Here is a 15,457-nt window from a genome sequence, read left to right as displayed (position 1 = left end):
GTCGTCGCGGCGCCGAGCCATCGAGGCAAGCGCGGGCAGTGGCCTGCGGTTCCTGTCCGTGCCCACGTTCCACACCGGGCTTCGAAAAGGTCGAGCTTCAACAAAGACCGAGGGCACGACGCCGGTCGCTGGGCGGCAGGCGCACCCGCGGCCGAACGCCGACTGCTGAAACACGTTTCCGGACTCCGGGAACATGAGCCAAGATATTGTCGCAAAAGGAAAATCGGCAGCATGCGGGCTTCCCAAACAGGAACCCGCCATGGCAAACCTGCCGTTCACGCCAGCTACCATCCGTGCCGCACCGCTACGCGCGATCCTCGTCCGACTGCTGGCTTGCGCCTTCGTGCTTCTGTTGTCCGGCGGCGTGGCGCATGCCGGGTCGTCTGTCGATGACCGCCAGGTCGCCGCGGTGATCCAGGACTACCTGCAGGGGAGTTCCTACAACCGGACCGAGCAGCTTCGACGCGCGTTCCATCCCAGTGCACGCCTGTATCTGAGCCAGGGGGCTAGCGGCATGCGGGAGGTGGGCGTCGAGGAGTATGTCGGCTGGTTCAGCAAGAACCCGGACCAGTTCAATGGGCGATCCGGCCGTCTGATCAGCGTGCAGGTCGACGGCAACATCGCGACCGCGAAGGCGGAGATCCTGGTCGGCAAGGATCAGGCGCGCTACGTCGACCTGTTCCTGCTGAAGAAGCTCGGCGACGCGTGGCAGGTCATCAGCAAGACCGCGACGCGCTACCAGGCGCCGGCTCATGGCCGCCAGGTGCTGCTGGTCGTGTCCAATGTCGGCACGATACCCGGCACCCGCCTCAGCGCCGGCAACAGCTTTGCGGAGCTGATCCACGCCTACACCGCCTTCCGCGAAGCCGGCTACGGCGTGCAGTTCGTCAGCCCCGAAGGCGGGGCTGTGCCGCTGGCCTATATCGACACCCGCGATCCGGAGCACACGGCCAGGATCTACGACGGCGACTTCATGTGGGCCTTGGCCAATACGCGCAAACCCGAGGAGGTGAATGCGGTCGACTATGCCGCGCTGATGTACATCGGCGGCAGCGCCGCGATGTACGGCGTCGTCGATCACCCCGGCCTCAAGGCCCTGGCGGCCCGCATCTATGAACAGCAGCAGGGCATCGTCTCGGCGGTCTGTCACGGCAGCGCTGGTCTTGCGAACCTGACCTTGTCCGACGGCACGGCGCTGGTCAGCGGCAAGCGCGTCACCGGCTATCCCGATGCCTTCGAAGACAAGCAAGCGCCGTACTACAAGGCCTTGCCGTTCTCGCTCGAGCAGCGCCTGCAGGAGCGCAAGGGTCTGTTCCGTTACGGTGCCCGCAACACCTCGCACGTGGAAATCGATGGCCGGCTCATCACCGGCATGAACTGGCAATCCACCCGCGACGTCGTCAAGGCCATCCTCCAGCAGTTGGATGCCTCGGGCGCGCCGGCAGCGATATCGCCGGCAGCGACATCGCAAGGTTCGAGCCGCTAGCCGATCTCATCGAAGCCGAGTCCACGCTTGCCGGCAAACCTCCAGCGGAGTGAGTCGCATCGATTGGGGACGATCAGATCGAACGCCGAGGCGTTGGCTCCGTGGCTAGGAGCGATGCGAGTCGCGACCGCGCGCTTACGGTCTCGCGTCGCATCGAGCCACTCAGATCGAACGCTTGAAGCTTCCGTCACTAGAACGGCGGCGTGCTTTCTTTGAGTCGCCGATCGCCCCATGAGTGCCAAGCTGCTCTAGGCCGCGGCCTCGCGCTCGCCACGTCGATACCCGATCGCCTCGGTCAAATGCGCCGTGGCGATCTGCGGGCTTTCGGCGAGGTCGGCGATGGTGCGCGCGACCCGCTGGATGCGGTGCATCGAGCGCGCCGACAGTTGCAAGGCGTCGACGGCGCGTTCGAGCAGAGCGTGGTCGGATTGGCTGAGGCCGCAGGTCGCGGTGGTCTCGGCCTGGCTGAGTTGCGCGTTGGTCTTGCCGCTGCGCGCCAGCTGGCATTGGCGCGCGGCGACGACGCGCTCGCGGATGGCGGCGCTGCTTTCGCCGCTGGGTTGGTCGGGACGCAGCGCCGAGGAGGGCAGGCGAGGCACCTCGATGTGCAGATCGATGCGGTCGAGCAGGGGCCCGGAAATGCGCGCGCGGTAACGGCGGATAGCTTCGCCGGCGCAACGGCAACGCCCGCTGCAGTCGCCGGCCCAGCCGCAAGGGCAGGGGTTCATCGCCGCGACCAGTTGGAAGCGCGCCGGGAACTCGGCGCTGCGCGCCGCGCGCGACACCGTGACCACGCCGGATTCGAGCGGCTCGCGCAGGACTTCCAGCGCGCGCCGTTCCCACTCGGGCAGTTCGTCGAGAAACAGCACGCCTTGATGTGCGAGCGAAATCTCGCCGGGGCGCGGATCGGCGCCGCCGCCGACCAGGGCGACCGCGCTGGCGGTGTGGTGCGGCGAGCGGAACGGGCGCTCGCGCCAGCGCGCCGGGTCGAGGCCGTGGCCGTGCGCGCCACCCGCGACCGAGGCGATCGCCGCGGTCTCCAGCGCTTCTTCCTCGCTGGCCTCGGGCAACAGGCCGGGCAGGCGCGAGGCGAGCAGGGTCTTGCCGCAGCCGGGTGGGCCGATCAGCAACAGATGGTGGCCGCCAGCGGCGGCGATTTCGAGCGCGCGCCGCGCCTGCGCCTGGCCGCGCACATCGCGCATGTCCAGGCCGGGCGCGCGCAGCAGCGGCGCAGCCTGGGCCTGCGGCAAGTCGGCGCGGCCGCAGAGCATGGCGCAGACTTCGAGCAGGGTGCGGCCGGTGCGCGCTTCGACGCGGCTGGCGAGTGCGGCCTCGGCGCCGTTGCCGGCCGGCACGATCAGGCGGCGCCCGAGCGCGGCCACCGCGAGCGCGGCAGGCAGCACGCCGTCGATGGCGCGCAGCTCGCCGGTCAGGCCGAGTTCGCCGAGGAACTCGTACTCGTTGAGCGCTTCCAGCGGGATCTGACCGCTCGCGGCGAGGATGCCCAGGGCGATGGCGAGGTCGTAGCGGCCGCCGTCCTTGGGCAGATCGGCCGGAGCCAGGTTGACGGTGATGCGCCGCTGCGGAAATTCGAACTGCGCGCACTGGATCGCGGCACGGACGCGGTCCTTGGCTTCGCGCACCGCCGCTTCGGGCAAGCCGACGATCGACATGCTCGGCAGGCCGCCGCCGAGGTGGACCTCGACCCGGACCGCAGGCGCACGGACGCCCGATCGCGCACGGCTGTGCACGAGTGCCAGGTTCATGGCGGGGCTCAGTGCTGGGGCGTGGAAGCGTTGTCGAGTTGCGCTTCGAGCTCGGCGACGGTGCGCTGGAGTTCGTCGAGCTTCTCGCGGGTGCGCAGCAATACCGCGCGTTGGACTTCGAATTCCTCGCGGGTGACCAGCTCGAGCTTGGACAGGCCGGTCTGCAGTACGGACTTGAAGTTCTGTTGCATTTCCTCGCGGCCTTCGCGCAGGCCCGGGGGCAGCAGAGAGCTGAGGCGGCGGGCGAGGTCGTCGATGTAGTTCAGGTCGATCATGTGGGGAAAGCTCCTCCGGCAATGGGGTCAGCTTGACCGCCGGACCGGGACCTCGCCGTCGGCCGGGGCCGTGGCGGGTTGTCGGAAAAGTCCGAAGTGGATGACGCGGTCACTACATCACGGCGCCGGCGAGGCCCGCAAGCGCTTTGTCCTCATCGTCCAACGGAGCGCGCGGAGGCGGTGTGAACGGCGTCCGACGGGCGGCGTGACCCGCGTCGGACCTAGGTCGCGACCGCGTGGCACGTTATCCTGCGCGGTATTGCAAGGAGATCGACGATGAAGATGGTCATGGCGGTGATCAAGCCGTTCAAGCTCGACGACGTGCGCGAGGCGCTGGCCGAGGCCGGCGTGGCCGGCATCACCGCGACCGAGGTCAAGGGCTTCGGGCGCCAGAAGGGGCACACCGAGCTGTACCGCGGGGCCGAGTACGTGGTCGATTTCCTGCCCAAGATCAAGCTCGAAGTGGCGGTGACCGACGATCAGGTCGACACCGTGGTCGAGGCGATCATGAAGGCGGCCGGCACCGGCAAGATCGGCGACGGCAAGATCTTCGTCTGGGACCTCGAACGCGCGGTGCGCATCCGCACCGGTGAGATGGACGGCGACGCGCTGTGAGCGAACGCCGCCCGGCGCTGCCGGCGCGGCTCCATACGATGGGCGCCTGCGACGGCCGATCGACCGCGAACGAAGCGGCCATCGTTCAGGTCGGACCTTAGCGTCGTCGAACCGGCCCGCGTGCCCGCGCCGGGGCTGAGACGGCGGCCTCGCCCTGATCGAGAAAGGCCTGCAGCGCCGGCGCGCGCGGGCGATTGACCAATTCCAGCCGATACAGCGGGCGCGTCATCGACGCGTCTTCGTCGAGCTTGATCGTGCGCACGCGTTGCATCGTCACCAGGTCGGCGACCACGGTTTCCGGCAACAAGGCGATGCCGGCGTCGGCGGCGACGGCGTGCGCGATCGCTTCGTTGCTGCCGATCTCGATCACCCGCGCCGGTTCGATGCCGCGCGCGGCGAACAGCGACTGCGCGACCTGGCGTGTGCCCGAGCCCTGTTCGCGCACCAACCAGGTCTGGCGGGCAAGTTCGGCGAGGGAAGGGCGGCGCTTGGCGCCTAGCGCGCTGTCGGCGGCGGCGATCAGCCGCAACGGTTCGCTGCGCCACAGGCTGGCCTGGATGCGCGCATCTTCGACCGCGCCCTCGACGAAACCGACGTCGACCCGGCAATCGATCACCGCGCGGCTGATCTGCTCGGTGTTGCCGACCACCAGCTCCACCGTCAGCCCGGCATGGCGCCGCACGAACGGGCCGAGGCTCTGCGGCAGCCAATACGCCGCGACGGTGGTGCTGGCGCCGATGCGCAGGCTGCCCTGGCGCAGTTCGACGCGGTCGCGCACGTCCTCGCTGGCGATGCGTTCCAGGGCGAAGATCGCCCGCGCATGCTCGAACACCGCGTTGCCGTGATCGGTCAGTTGCACGCCGCGCACCGCTTTGGCTTCGGCGCCGCTGCGTTCGATCAGGGGCAGGTCGAGTTGGTGTTCGAGTTCGCGCACCGCCTTGGACACCGCCGACTGACTGACGAACAAAGCTTCGGCGGCGCGCGAAAAGCTTTGCTGTTCGACCACGGTCAGGAACACGCGCAACAGGTGCAGGTTCATGGCATGAGTTCAATTCATGAATACTTGAATTATATGTATTGGACTCCCCGGGTGCGCGGGCCTACCTTGGCGCCGCTGTCGATCCGCCGCTGCCCTGGAGTTCCCCGCCGTGTCCGTCCTGAACCCGTCTTCGTCCGCCTCGTCCCTGCAATCGGGCCTGACCCGCTCGCCGGGGTTTTGGCCGGGGTTGGCGCTGGCGGCGGCGATCGCGGGCGCGGCGATGGCGCTGGCCTCGCTGCCGGCCTTGCAGGCCTGGGGCCTGAGCGCGCTGACCTTGGCGATCGTGCTCGGCATCGTCGTCGGCAATACCGTCTTTCCGGCGTTTGCGGCCGCCGCCGGCAGCGGCGTGGACTTCAGCAAGGGCACGCTGCTGCGGCTCGGCATCGTGTTGTACGGCTTTCGCGTGACTTTCCAGGAGATCGCCGGGGTCGGCGTGGCCGGCCTGGCGATCGATGCGGTCGTGGTGGCCGGCGTGTTCGGCCTGGCCACCTGGCTGGGCACGCGCTGGCTCAAGCTGGATCGCGAGACCTCGATGCTGATCGGCGCCGGCAGCGCCATCTGCGGCGCTGCCGCGGTGATGGCGGCCGAGCCGGTGGTGCGTGCACAGGCGCACAAGGTGTCGGTCGCAGTCGCCACCGTGGTGGTGTTCGGCACGCTCGGCATGTTCGTTTATCCGATGCTTTATCCCTATCTCGGGCTCAGCGAACACGCTTACGGCGTATATGCCGGCTCGACCATCCACGAAGTCGCCCAGGTCGTCGTCGCCGGCCGTGCGGTTGGCGAGTCGGCCGCGTCGGCGGCGGTGATCGAGAAGATGCTGCGGGTGATGCTGTTGGCGCCGTTCCTGTTGCTGCTGTCGTCGCGGATCGGTGCTGCGCCGGGCGCGGCGAAGTCGAAGATCGCCCTGCCGTGGTTCGCGCTGTGGTTCGTCGCGGTCAGCGGTTTCAACTCGCTGCAGCTGCTGCCGGCGCCGTGGAAGGCGGCGATCGTGCAAGTCGACACCGTGTTGTTGGCGATGGCGATGGCCGCATTGGGCTTGCGCACGCATGTCGGCGCGATCCGCCAGGCCGGCCCGAAGCCGATGCTGCTCGCGGCGGTACTGTTCGCCGTGCTGACCATCGGCGGTTACGGCTTGAATGTCGGTGTGGCGAAGCTGTTCGGTGCCGCAGGCTGACCCCTCAAGTCGGCCAGGCATCGATCCGCCGCAGCATCCTTCATTCCTGCGCTCGCGTATTTCGAATGGCCGCCCCGGAAGGGCGCTAAGCGCGGATGCCGCTGAAAAGCACATCCATTTGGCAGTGTCGAACCGCCGATCTCCACTGTTAGGATCGAATGTCCACACAGGGGGTTCGGAATACATGAAAGCACACATCATCGCGGCCGCCACCGCGGTCCTGTTCGTTGCCGGCGTGGGGACGAGTTATGGCGCCACGAAGAAGCCGCAACCTACCGCCGCGACCTATCGCGACAAAGCGCCTCAAGAGGCGGCCAAGGCGCTGACGGAAATCGCCTTGGTGCAGGCCGGCAAGAATGGCAGTTGGGAGCGGATCGGCGCCGGCCGGGTGTATTACCTCGGCGGCTTGAAGGCGCAAGGGCAGTCGGTGTTCGACGCGATTCTCTCGGGCAAGCACGAGGACAGCGATGTGTATCGCATCGCGCGCGTGTACGCGGAGGCCGGGGAGTGGGCGAAGGCCAAGCCCTTGTTCGATCGGTTCATCGCCGGCAACCGCGACGATGCCAAGGCGCATGCGGAAATCGGCGCGCATTACCTGTTGCAAGGCGATCGCGCGACGGCCGAACGCATGTTCGATCGGGCGTTCGAGCTGGAGAACGACAATCCGTGGATCACGGAATATGTCGCGGGCGCTTATCTTGGGGTGAAGCCGCAGGAGTAAGCACGGCCGATGGCGGGGCTGATTAGTGCCTGCGCCATTTAGTGCCTGTGCCATCGGAAATTGGCGGCAACGGCGGGTGGATAGATCGCCGTCGATCGACGGGCGATTCCGCAGCTCAGTCGAAACCGCTGCAAAGCAACGTTCCTGCGGTTGCCGCAACAAAAAGCCCCGCGTGAGCGGGGCTTTTTTTATAACCGACACCAAGCGCGATCGATTGCGCCGCGCGGGGCTTACTCGCCCAGCGCTTCGGCGACGAAGGCCGGGGTCGACAGCGCACCGCGGTGGATGCCGGCGTTGTAGTACTTGCTGGCGAAGGTCTTGGCCTGGGCGTCGGCTTCGCGGAACTCGAAGTCACCGCTCTTGCGCGCCAGGGTGCAGCTCCACCAGCCGGTCGGGTAGCACGGCTGCGGGAAGGGCAGGGTCTTGAAGGTCTTGAAGCCGGCCTTGCCCATCTCGGTGCGCATTTCCTTGATCAGCTCGATCAGCATCAGCGGCGATTCGGACTGCTGGACCAAGATGCCGTCCTCGCGCAGGGCGCGGAAGCAGCTTTCGTAGAAGGCCTTGTTGAACAGGCCTTCGGCCGGGCCGACCGGGTCGGTAGAGTCGACGATGATCAGGTCGACGCTGTTCGGCGCGCGGTTGGCCATGTAGGCGATGCCGTCGTCGAACAGCAGCTGCGCGCGCGGGTCGTCGTTGCGGTCGCACAGTTCCGGGAACCACTTCTCGGCCATGCGCGTGACCTGCTCGTCGATGTCGCATTGCACCGCTTCGGTCACGCCGTCGTGCTTGAGCACTTCGCGCAGGGTGCCGCAGTCGCCGCCGCCGATGATGACGACGTTCTTCGGCGCGCGATGGGTGAACAGCGCCGGGTGCGACATCATCTCGTGGTACAGGAAGTTGTCGCGCGTGGTCAGCATCACCGCGCCGTCGATCAGCATCAGGTTGCCCCAGTCGGTCGTCTCGAAGATTTCGATCTTCTGGAACGGCGATTGGACTTCATCGAGCTTGCGGGTGACGCGGTAGCCGATGGACGAGCCGGTCGGCTCGAAGTTTTCGTAGTGCCACGTCGGTTCGGTAGTCATGCCGTTGCTTCCTGATAAAGGCCGTGCGGGTTGGGCGTCGCTGCTGGGGCGGGTGTCGCTGCGCGGGTGTCGCGTCGGTCCGCCGGTGCGGAGCCCGGCAGCGGGTTTCGAGGCCAGGCTTTCGAGGCCGGGGGCGCGGATTGTAGCGGACCCATATGAAACGGACCGTATGAACGGATATCGCGAGTGGCCCGGGTTTGCCGATCCGGCCGATCCCGGCGCCCGCGGCGGGTCCCCACCGGGGGTACGGCCTGTAGAATGCGCCTTCCCCACTTTGTCTGGTAACACGCCGATGTCCGACTGGTCGCTCGATCAGGCCCGCAAGACCTACTCGATCCCCCACTGGTCCGAAGGGTATTTCGACATCGACGCCGCCGGCCGGATCGCGGTGAGCCCGCGCGGCGAGCGCGGCCCCACCGTGGCGCTGCCCGAGGTGGTCGACGCCGCCCGCGCCGCCGGCGCCAAGCTGCCGATGCTGGTGCGCTTCCCGGACATCCTCGGCGACCGCCTCGGCAAGCTGCAGAGCGCCTTCGCCCAGGCCATGCGCGACTGGGACTACGCCGGCGGCTACACCGCGGTCTACCCGATCAAGGTCAACCAACACCAGGGCGTCGCCGGCACGCTGGCCTCGCACGCCGGCGAAGGCTTCGGCCTGGAAGCGGGCAGCAAGCCCGAGCTGATGGCGGTGCTGGCGCTGAGCCGGCCCGGCGGCCTGATCGTCTGCAACGGCTACAAGGACCGCGAGTACATCCGCCTGGCCCTGATCGGCCGCAAGCTGGGTATGGAAACCTACATCGTCGTCGAGAAGCCGTCCGAGCTGCAGGTCGTGTTCGAGGAAGCCAAGGCCCTCGGCGTGAAGCCGGGCCTCGGCGTGCGCATGCGCCTGGCCTCGCTCGGTGCCGGCAAATGGCAGAACAGCGGCGGCGACAAGGCCAAGTTCGGCCTTAGCCCGCGCCAGGTGCTGGACCTGTGGAAGCAATTGCGCGACAGCGGCCTGCAGGACTGCCTGGGCCTGCTGCATTTCCACATGGGCTCGCAGATCTCCAACGTGCGCGACATCGCCAACGGCATGCGCGAGGCGACCCGCTATTTCATCGAGTTGTCCAAGCTCGGCGCCAACGTGCGCTACATGGACGTCGGCGGCGGCCTCGGCATCGACTACGAAGGCACGCGTTCGCGCAGCTATTGCTCGATCAACTACGGCGTCAACCAGTACGCCTCGAACATCGTGCAACCGCTCGCGGAGGCCTGCCAGGAATACGGCCTGACCCCGCCGCGCCTGGTCACCGAGTGCGGCCGCGCGATGACCGCGCACCACGCGGTGTTGGTCGCCAACGTCTCGGAGATCGAAGAGGCGCCGGAAGGCCGCGTGCCGCCCGCGCACGACGACGAGCCGGCAGTGATCCGCCACCTGCGCGAGATCCACGACGAACTCGACCAGCGCCCGGCGGTGGAGCTGTTCCACGAGGCCCAGCATCACCACGGCGAAGGCCTGTCGCTGTATGCGCTCGGCCAGATCGACCTGACCCATCGCGCCCGCATCGACGATCTGTTCTATGCGATCGCGCATGCGGTGCGCGCGCGCCTGGACGGCAGCGAAAAGAGCCACCGAGACCTGCTCGACGAATTGAACGAGCGCCTGGTCGACAAGTACTTCGTCAATTTCAGCGTATTCGAGTCGATGCCGGACGTGTGGGCGATCGACCAGGTGTTCCCGATCGCGCCGATCGAGCGCCTCAACGAAGTGCCGGACCGGCGCGGCGTGATCGCCGACCTGACCTGCGACTCGGACGGCAAGGTCGACACTTACGTCGAGAACGAAGGCCTGGACACCTCGCTACCGCTGCATGCCTTGAAGCCGGGCGAGAGCTATCGCCTGGGTTTCTTCCTGGTCGGCGCGTACCAGGAAATTCTCGGCGACATCCACAACCTGTTCGGCGACACCGATGCGGTCGAAGTGCGGGTGGACGGCGATGGCTACCGCCTCGCCCAGCAGCGCCGCGGCGACACCACCGACGTCATGCTGGACTATGTCGGCTACAAGCTGGCCGACTTGCGCGAGGCGTATCGCAGCAAGGTCGCCGCCGCCAACCTGCCGGCCGACGAGGCGCGTCGTCTCGACGAGGCGTTGGAAACCGGTCTGACCGGCTACACCTATCTCGACGACTCGCCGGTGGCCTGAGCGATGACGATGAATCGCTATCTGGTGATGGCCATGCGCCTGCCGCAGTTCGACACGGCCCAGATCGGTCCGCATCGTGACTTCCTCGACGAGTTGCGCGGGCAGGGCCGGCTGGAACTGGCTGGCGGCTTCGGCGACAAGAGCGGCGGCGCCTACGTGCTGCGCGCGTCGGATCTCGACGAGGCCCGGGTGTTGGCGTTCCGCGACCCGCTGCATCTCAGCGGCTCGTCGCGGATCGACGTTTACGAATGGCAGGCCTGAGCCAGGGCTGAGCCCGGGTTGAGCAGCGCAAGACGCCGCATTCACCGCGCGCGGCTTGGCGCGTTCAGGCAGCAGGGGAGCCTGTAGACCCAGACTGGGACGCATCGACGTCGTCCGGCAACGCCGGTCGCACGACGGCCGGGCGGGATCGCGGTACTGTCCACATCCGGTCGGGCGGTCCGCCGACGGCGCGACATCATGGTTTTTTGAAATATTTAGCGCCCGTAGGGCAGAAGGTCGAAATGAAAGTAGGGGTAATCGGTCTGGGAGCCATGGGCGCGCCGATGGCGCGTTACGTGCATAGCAAGGGCGTGCTGACCGCGGTGGGCAACCGGACGCAGGCCAAGGCCGATGCGATGGCATCGGAGCTGGACGTGCGTGCGGCGCGCTCGGCGGCCAACTTCGCCGATTGCGATCTGGTCGTGCTGTGCGTGTCGCTCGACGCCGACGTGCTGGAGAACGTCGCCGCCCTGGCCGAAGTGCTCAAGCCCGGCGCGATCGTGGTCGACCATTCGACCGTATCGGTCGAAACCGCACGCCGCGCCGCCGCGCTGTTGGCGGTGCACGACATCGGCTTCCTCGACGCGCCGGTGTCCGGCGGTGTCGAAGGCGCGCGCAACGGCAAGCTGTCGATCATGGTCGGCGGCGACGAAGCCCAGCTCGAGCGCGTGCGCGACGTCATCGATACCTATGCCGCGCGCATCACCCATATGGGCGCGACCGGTGCCGGTCAGGCGACCAAGGCCATCAACCAGATCCTGGTCGCCGGCATCAACGAGGCGGTCTGCGAAGGCCTGGCCCTTGGCGAGAAGCTCGGCCTGGATCCGGAACGCCTGTTGCCGACCTTGATGGCCGGCGCGGCCAGCAACTGGTTCCTCGACAAGCGCGGCGCGACCATGCTGCGCGACGAGTTCGCGCCCGGCTTCAAGTGCCTGCACATGCTCAAGGATCTGCGCATCGTCCAGGGCATCGCCCGCGACAGCGGCATCCGCACCCAGACCATCGACCAGGCCGTGGCGGATTACGCCGAGCTGATCGAACGCGGTTACGGCGAGTCGGACACCTCGGCCCTGATCGCGCTCAAGCGCGCGCGGCCGGCGCTGGTGGTCGAAGAATCGGATGCGGCGCCGGGGGCTGCGGCCAGCATCGAGGCCTGAGCGCTAGCCGGATTCCAGCGAACAACGAAAACCCGCACGCTGCCAGCGTGCGGGTTTTTTGTTGTGTGGCGGATACGGTTCGCTACCGTTGCGTTCGACTGGCGGTGCGCGGTCGCGGCTTGCGCCGCCCCTAACCTGGGAGCGTGCGGCGCGAGGGCCGAGTGGAGGTGCGGATCAGCGCGTGGCCGGCCGGCCGCGTCGTTGCGCGATGCGTTCGCCGAGGATGGCGCCAGCGAAAGCGGCGATGACGGTCAGGACGATGGCGAGCACGTTGTAGCGCAGCGCGCCGGCCAGCGACCGCATCGGCAGCGGGCTGTCGGGGAGGGCCATCGAAACGATCGTCCACAGGGTCAGCACCCACATCGCCACCATCAGCAACAGGGCGATCCAGCGGAAATGCGCGTGGCGCGCGATCGCGCCGCCGACGCCCATGGCGATCAGGGCCCCGAACACGTCGAGCAGCGGAATCGCGCCGACGCCGGTCTCGATCGCCTGGCTCGCGTCCAACCCCAGGAACTTGATGAAAATGCCGAACAACAACAGCACGCCTGCCGCACTCAGGCAGCCCAGAAGAATGCGCTTGTCCATCCGATCCCCAACGACTACGTAGCGGGCGCAGTCTACTTCGACGCTCGTGCGACGCAGGGTGACCGGCGTCGCGCTGTGGCCGGGCGCGCTGCCGGAAGGTGGCGCTGCGCCGACGCGCGGTGACGCATCGCGGCAGTTTTTGCCCGGCGAGTCGGCGACTCGGGTACGGCGAATGCCGGGCCGGGCGAATCTCCGGTCGCCGGATGCGCACGCGCTCGGAGGCGAATGGGCGGTGGAAGGCGATGCAGCGTTGCAGGCCGTCAATGGCGCGAGTACCGGATCGCGGTCTTGTGCGGGGATCGCGGCCAACAAAAAGGCCGGGTTTGCGGCCCGGCCTTTTCTTTTGCGCTTGTTTCCTTTGCGCCTGTCGCCGCCGCAGCGGCGCCGGCTTACTGCACCTTGATCGCCATGCCGGGCAGGCCGCCGTCGGCGAGCTTGCGCTTGGCGTCGGCCAGGTCGCTGGCCGTGCCGTAGGGCCCCATACGCACGCGGTACACGGTCTTGCCGCTGATCTGCGCCGATTCCACGCGCGCGCCGAGGCCGAGCATCGCGATCTTGGCCTTCATTTCCTCGGCCTGTCCGGAAGCCTGAAAGGCGCCGGCTTGGAGCAGATAGCGGGTGTTGTCGCTGGCCGCGGCGGGCTTGGCGACGTTGCCCTGGGTCGCGGCGACGGCCGGCGGCTTCGGCGTGACCGAAGTGGCCGGCGGCGGGGTCGCGCTGGCGACCTGGACCGGCGGTGCGGCGGTGCGGGCCGGCTCGACGGCGATGGTGTCGACCGGCTTGGGCAGGCTGACGGTGGTCGCGGTGGTGCTCGAGGCGGCGGCCGGCGTTCGCGTCGGCGGCGCGGTCTGCACCGCGGTCGCGGCCTGCACCGGCTGCGGCTGGGTCGCCGCAGTCTGCGCGCTCCTGCGCTGCTGGGCGGCGCGGCGCTGCTCTTCGGCGGCTTCGGTCGCGGCGAGTTCGGCATCGCTCATCTCGACTTCTTTGCCCGGCAGCAGGGTGTAGAAGTCGTAGTCGGTGCCGTCCTTACCGTCCTTGCCGGTCTTGTCGTCGTTGGCCTTGGCGTCGGCCGCATCGGCGTTGCGCGCCGGCTTGGCCGCCGCGTTGCTGTCCTCGGGCGCGACCGGCTCTTCATCGGCCGTGACCGCGGCCGGCTGGGCGTCGGGGTTCGGCTGCGGACGGAAGAAGCCGTCGCCGTCGGACTTGAGGTACTTGGGCGCGACCAGGATCAACACGACACCCAGCAGCAGCCCGATCACGCCCCAGGCCCAGCCCGGCAGGCTGTCGTTGCCCTGGTTGCGCTTGGCCTGAGATTTTCCGCGTCGTGCTGCCACTTACATTACCTCCGGGGCGTTCACCCCAAGTAGTTCGAGACCGTTCGCGAGCACCTGGCGCGTCGCCGCGGCCAGCACCAGGCGAGCATGGCGCTGGGCGTCGTCGTCGACCAGGAACTGGTGGTCGTTGTAATACGTCTGGAAGGTCTGCGCCAATTCGAGCAGATAACCGGCGATCTGGTGCGGCTCGAGGTCGCGGCCGGCGACCGCGACCACGTCCGGATAGCGCAGCAGGGTCACGATCAGCTCGTGCGCGGCGGCGTCGTTCAGGTCCAGCGGCTGGGCCAGGCCGTGCGCCGCGTCATAGGACAGGCCGCGCTCGGCGAGTTGGCGCATCAGGCCGCACATGCGCGCATGCGAGACCTGGACGTAATAGACCGGGTTGTCCATCGACTGCGAACGCGCCAGGTCGATGTCGAAGGTCAGCTGCGAATCGGGTTTGCGCGCGATCAGGAACCAGCGCACCGCGTCGCGGCCGGCTTCGTCGATCAGGTCGCGGAGGGTCAGGTAGCTGCCGGCGCGCTTGGAGAGCTTCACTTCCTCGCCGCCGCGCATGACCGTGACCATCTGGTGCAGCACGTACTCGGGCCAGCCTTGCGGAATGCCGGCGTCGAGCGCCTGCAGGCCGGCACGCACGCGCGCCAGCGAGCCGTGATGGTCGGCGCCGAGTTCGGTGATCGCGCGTTCGTAGCCGCGCTGCCACTTGCTCAGGTGATAGGCGACGTCCGGCACGAAATAGGTGTAGGTGCCGTCGGACTTGCGCATCACGCGGTCTTTGTCGTCGCCGAAATCGGTCGAGCGCAGCCACAAGGCGCCGCCTTCTTCGTAGGTGTGGCCGTGGGCGATCAGCTCGCGCACGGTTTCCTCGACTTTCTCCTGCTCGTACAGCGAGCTTTCGAGGAAGTACACGTCGAAGCCGACGCCATAGGCAGCCAGGTCGGCGTTCTGCTCGCGGCGCAGATAGGCCACGGCGAAACGGCGGATCGCGTCGAGATCGTCGACGTCGCCGGCACCGGTGATGCTGTGGCCGTCGACTTCGACCGTGGCGCCGTCGAGATAGGCGCGGGCGACGTCGGCGATGTAATCGCCGCGATAGCCGTCCTCGGGCCAGTCGGTGTCGCCGGGCGTGCGCCCTTGCGCGCGCGCCTGCACCGAGATCGCCAGGTTGTTGATCTGCACGCCGGCGTCGTTGTAGTAGAACTCGCGCGCGACGTTCCAGCCGTTGGCGCCGAGCACGCGCGCGATGCAGTCGCCGATCACCGCGGCGCGGCCATGGCCGACGTGCAGCGGGCCGGTCGGATTGGCCGAAACGTATTCGACGCCGGCGCGACGGCCGGCGCCGCTGGCGTTGCGGCCGTACTGCGCACCCTGGGCGAGCGCCTCGCCGAGCTGGCGGCGCCAGGCCGCTTCGTCGACGTGGAAGTTGATGAAGCCCGGGCCGGCGATCTCGACCCGGCCGAGATCGGCGCTGGCGGGCAGGGCCTCGATCAGCTTCTGCGCGATCTCGCGCGGATTGCTGCGCGCCGGCTTGGCCAGCAGCATCGCGGCGTTGGTCGAGAAGTCGCCCTGGGCGCGGCTCTTGGGGCGCTCAATGACGAAATCGGGCGTGGACAGGTCGGCCGGCACGGTACCGGCTGCGCGCAATGCGTCGATGGCCTGCGCGACGAGCGCATGTAGGGTGGCTTTCACAGGGGACTTTGCGATTCGCAGGGCATTACGGAACCGCGCATTTTACCCGTATCGAACGGGCTTGCGCGGGCGATCGACGCCTTCGTCG

The 15,457-nt window shown here is 68.0% G+C and carries 14 protein-coding genes; 7 read left to right on the top strand and 7 right to left on the bottom strand.

The features are described from left to right. The first annotated feature begins 259 nt into the window (after positions 1-259). Complete coding sequence (locus EX88_RS0107315; RefSeq protein ID WP_051884673.1) at positions 260-1,486, top strand: nuclear transport factor 2 family protein; 1,227 nt, start codon at positions 260-262, stop codon at positions 1,484-1,486. A gap of 248 nt (positions 1,487-1,734) precedes the next feature. Here EX88_RS0107315 and EX88_RS0107310 read toward each other — a convergent pair whose 3' ends face one another. Continuing rightward, positions 1,735-3,252, bottom strand: coding sequence for a YifB family Mg chelatase-like AAA ATPase (locus EX88_RS0107310; RefSeq protein ID WP_031371343.1), 1,518 nt, complete (start codon positions 3,250-3,252; stop codon positions 1,735-1,737). An 8-nt stretch (positions 3,253-3,260) separates the two neighbouring features. Then, positions 3,261-3,527, bottom strand: coding sequence for a ubiquinone biosynthesis accessory factor UbiK (gene ubiK, locus EX88_RS0107305; protein ID WP_031371342.1), 267 nt, complete (start codon positions 3,525-3,527; stop codon positions 3,261-3,263). 276 nt (positions 3,528-3,803) lie between these two features. On the opposite strand from ubiK, the gene EX88_RS0107300 reads away from it, so the two are divergent. Then, complete coding sequence (locus EX88_RS0107300; RefSeq protein ID WP_031371341.1) at positions 3,804-4,142, top strand: P-II family nitrogen regulator; 339 nt, start codon at positions 3,804-3,806, stop codon at positions 4,140-4,142. Between the two features lie 97 nt (positions 4,143-4,239). Here the strand turns inward: EX88_RS0107300 and EX88_RS0107290 are convergent, their stop codons facing one another. After that, positions 4,240-5,181 (bottom strand): LysR family transcriptional regulator, encoded by a 942-nt coding sequence (locus EX88_RS0107290; protein ID WP_036148256.1) that lies wholly within the window; start codon positions 5,179-5,181, stop codon positions 4,240-4,242. Positions 5,182-5,326: 145 nt separating this feature from the next. On the opposite strand from EX88_RS0107290, the gene EX88_RS0107285 reads away from it, so the two are divergent. After that, a complete protein-coding gene (locus EX88_RS0107285; RefSeq protein WP_268745601.1) occupies positions 5,327-6,355 on the top strand; it encodes a YeiH family protein in 1,029 nt (342 codons plus the stop codon). Continuing rightward, complete coding sequence (locus EX88_RS0107280) at positions 6,342-7,076, top strand: tetratricopeptide repeat protein (protein WP_152566146.1); 735 nt, start codon at positions 6,342-6,344, stop codon at positions 7,074-7,076. Before EX88_RS0107285 ends, EX88_RS0107280 begins: the two co-directional genes overlap by 14 nt. Before the next feature lie 230 nt (positions 7,077-7,306). Here the strand turns inward: EX88_RS0107280 and speE are convergent, their stop codons facing one another. Then, positions 7,307-8,158, bottom strand: a complete 852-nt coding sequence (speE, locus tag EX88_RS0107275; RefSeq protein ID WP_031371337.1) for a polyamine aminopropyltransferase — start codon at positions 8,156-8,158, stop codon at positions 7,307-7,309. A gap of 292 nt (positions 8,159-8,450) precedes the next feature. Between speE and speA the strand changes: the two genes are divergently transcribed. The 3 genes from speA (at position 8,451) to EX88_RS0107260 (ending at position 11,758) form a co-directional block, all read left to right on the top strand. Further along, positions 8,451-10,340 carry an arginine decarboxylase gene (gene speA, locus EX88_RS0107270; RefSeq protein ID WP_031371336.1) on the top strand — a complete coding sequence of 630 codons (1,890 nt, stop codon included), beginning with the start codon at positions 8,451-8,453 and terminating at the stop codon, positions 10,338-10,340. A 9-nt stretch (positions 10,341-10,349) separates the two neighbouring features. Then, on the top strand, positions 10,350-10,601 hold the full coding sequence (locus EX88_RS0107265; protein ID WP_031371335.1) for a YciI family protein: 252 nt from the start codon (positions 10,350-10,352) through the stop codon (positions 10,599-10,601). 242 nt (positions 10,602-10,843) lie between these two features. Continuing rightward, on the top strand, positions 10,844-11,758 hold the full coding sequence (locus EX88_RS0107260) for an NAD(P)-dependent oxidoreductase (RefSeq protein WP_051884671.1): 915 nt from the start codon (positions 10,844-10,846) through the stop codon (positions 11,756-11,758). Between the two features lie 174 nt (positions 11,759-11,932). On the opposite strand, the gene EX88_RS25800 is transcribed toward EX88_RS0107260, so the two are convergent. The 3 genes from EX88_RS25800 to argS form a co-directional block, all read right to left on the bottom strand. After that, positions 11,933-12,655 carry a hypothetical protein gene (locus tag EX88_RS25800; protein ID WP_152566145.1) on the bottom strand — a complete coding sequence of 241 codons (723 nt, stop codon included), beginning with the start codon at positions 12,653-12,655 and terminating at the stop codon, positions 11,933-11,935. Between the two features lie 80 nt (positions 12,656-12,735). Next, positions 12,736-13,680 carry an SPOR domain-containing protein gene (locus EX88_RS0107250; protein WP_031371332.1) on the bottom strand — a complete coding sequence of 315 codons (945 nt, stop codon included), beginning with the start codon at positions 13,678-13,680 and terminating at the stop codon, positions 12,736-12,738. Further along, a complete protein-coding gene (gene argS, locus EX88_RS0107245) occupies positions 13,681-15,369 on the bottom strand; it encodes an arginine--tRNA ligase (protein ID WP_031371331.1) in 1,689 nt (562 codons plus the stop codon). Between the last annotated feature and the right edge of the window lie 88 nt (positions 15,370-15,457).

Origin of the sequence: Lysobacter antibioticus, from assembly GCF_000731095.1 — a bacterium.
In the GTDB taxonomy this organism is placed as follows: Bacteria; Pseudomonadota; Gammaproteobacteria; order Xanthomonadales; family Xanthomonadaceae; genus Lysobacter; species Lysobacter antibioticus_B.
This window is presented reverse-complemented; position numbering and strand designations above follow the sequence as displayed.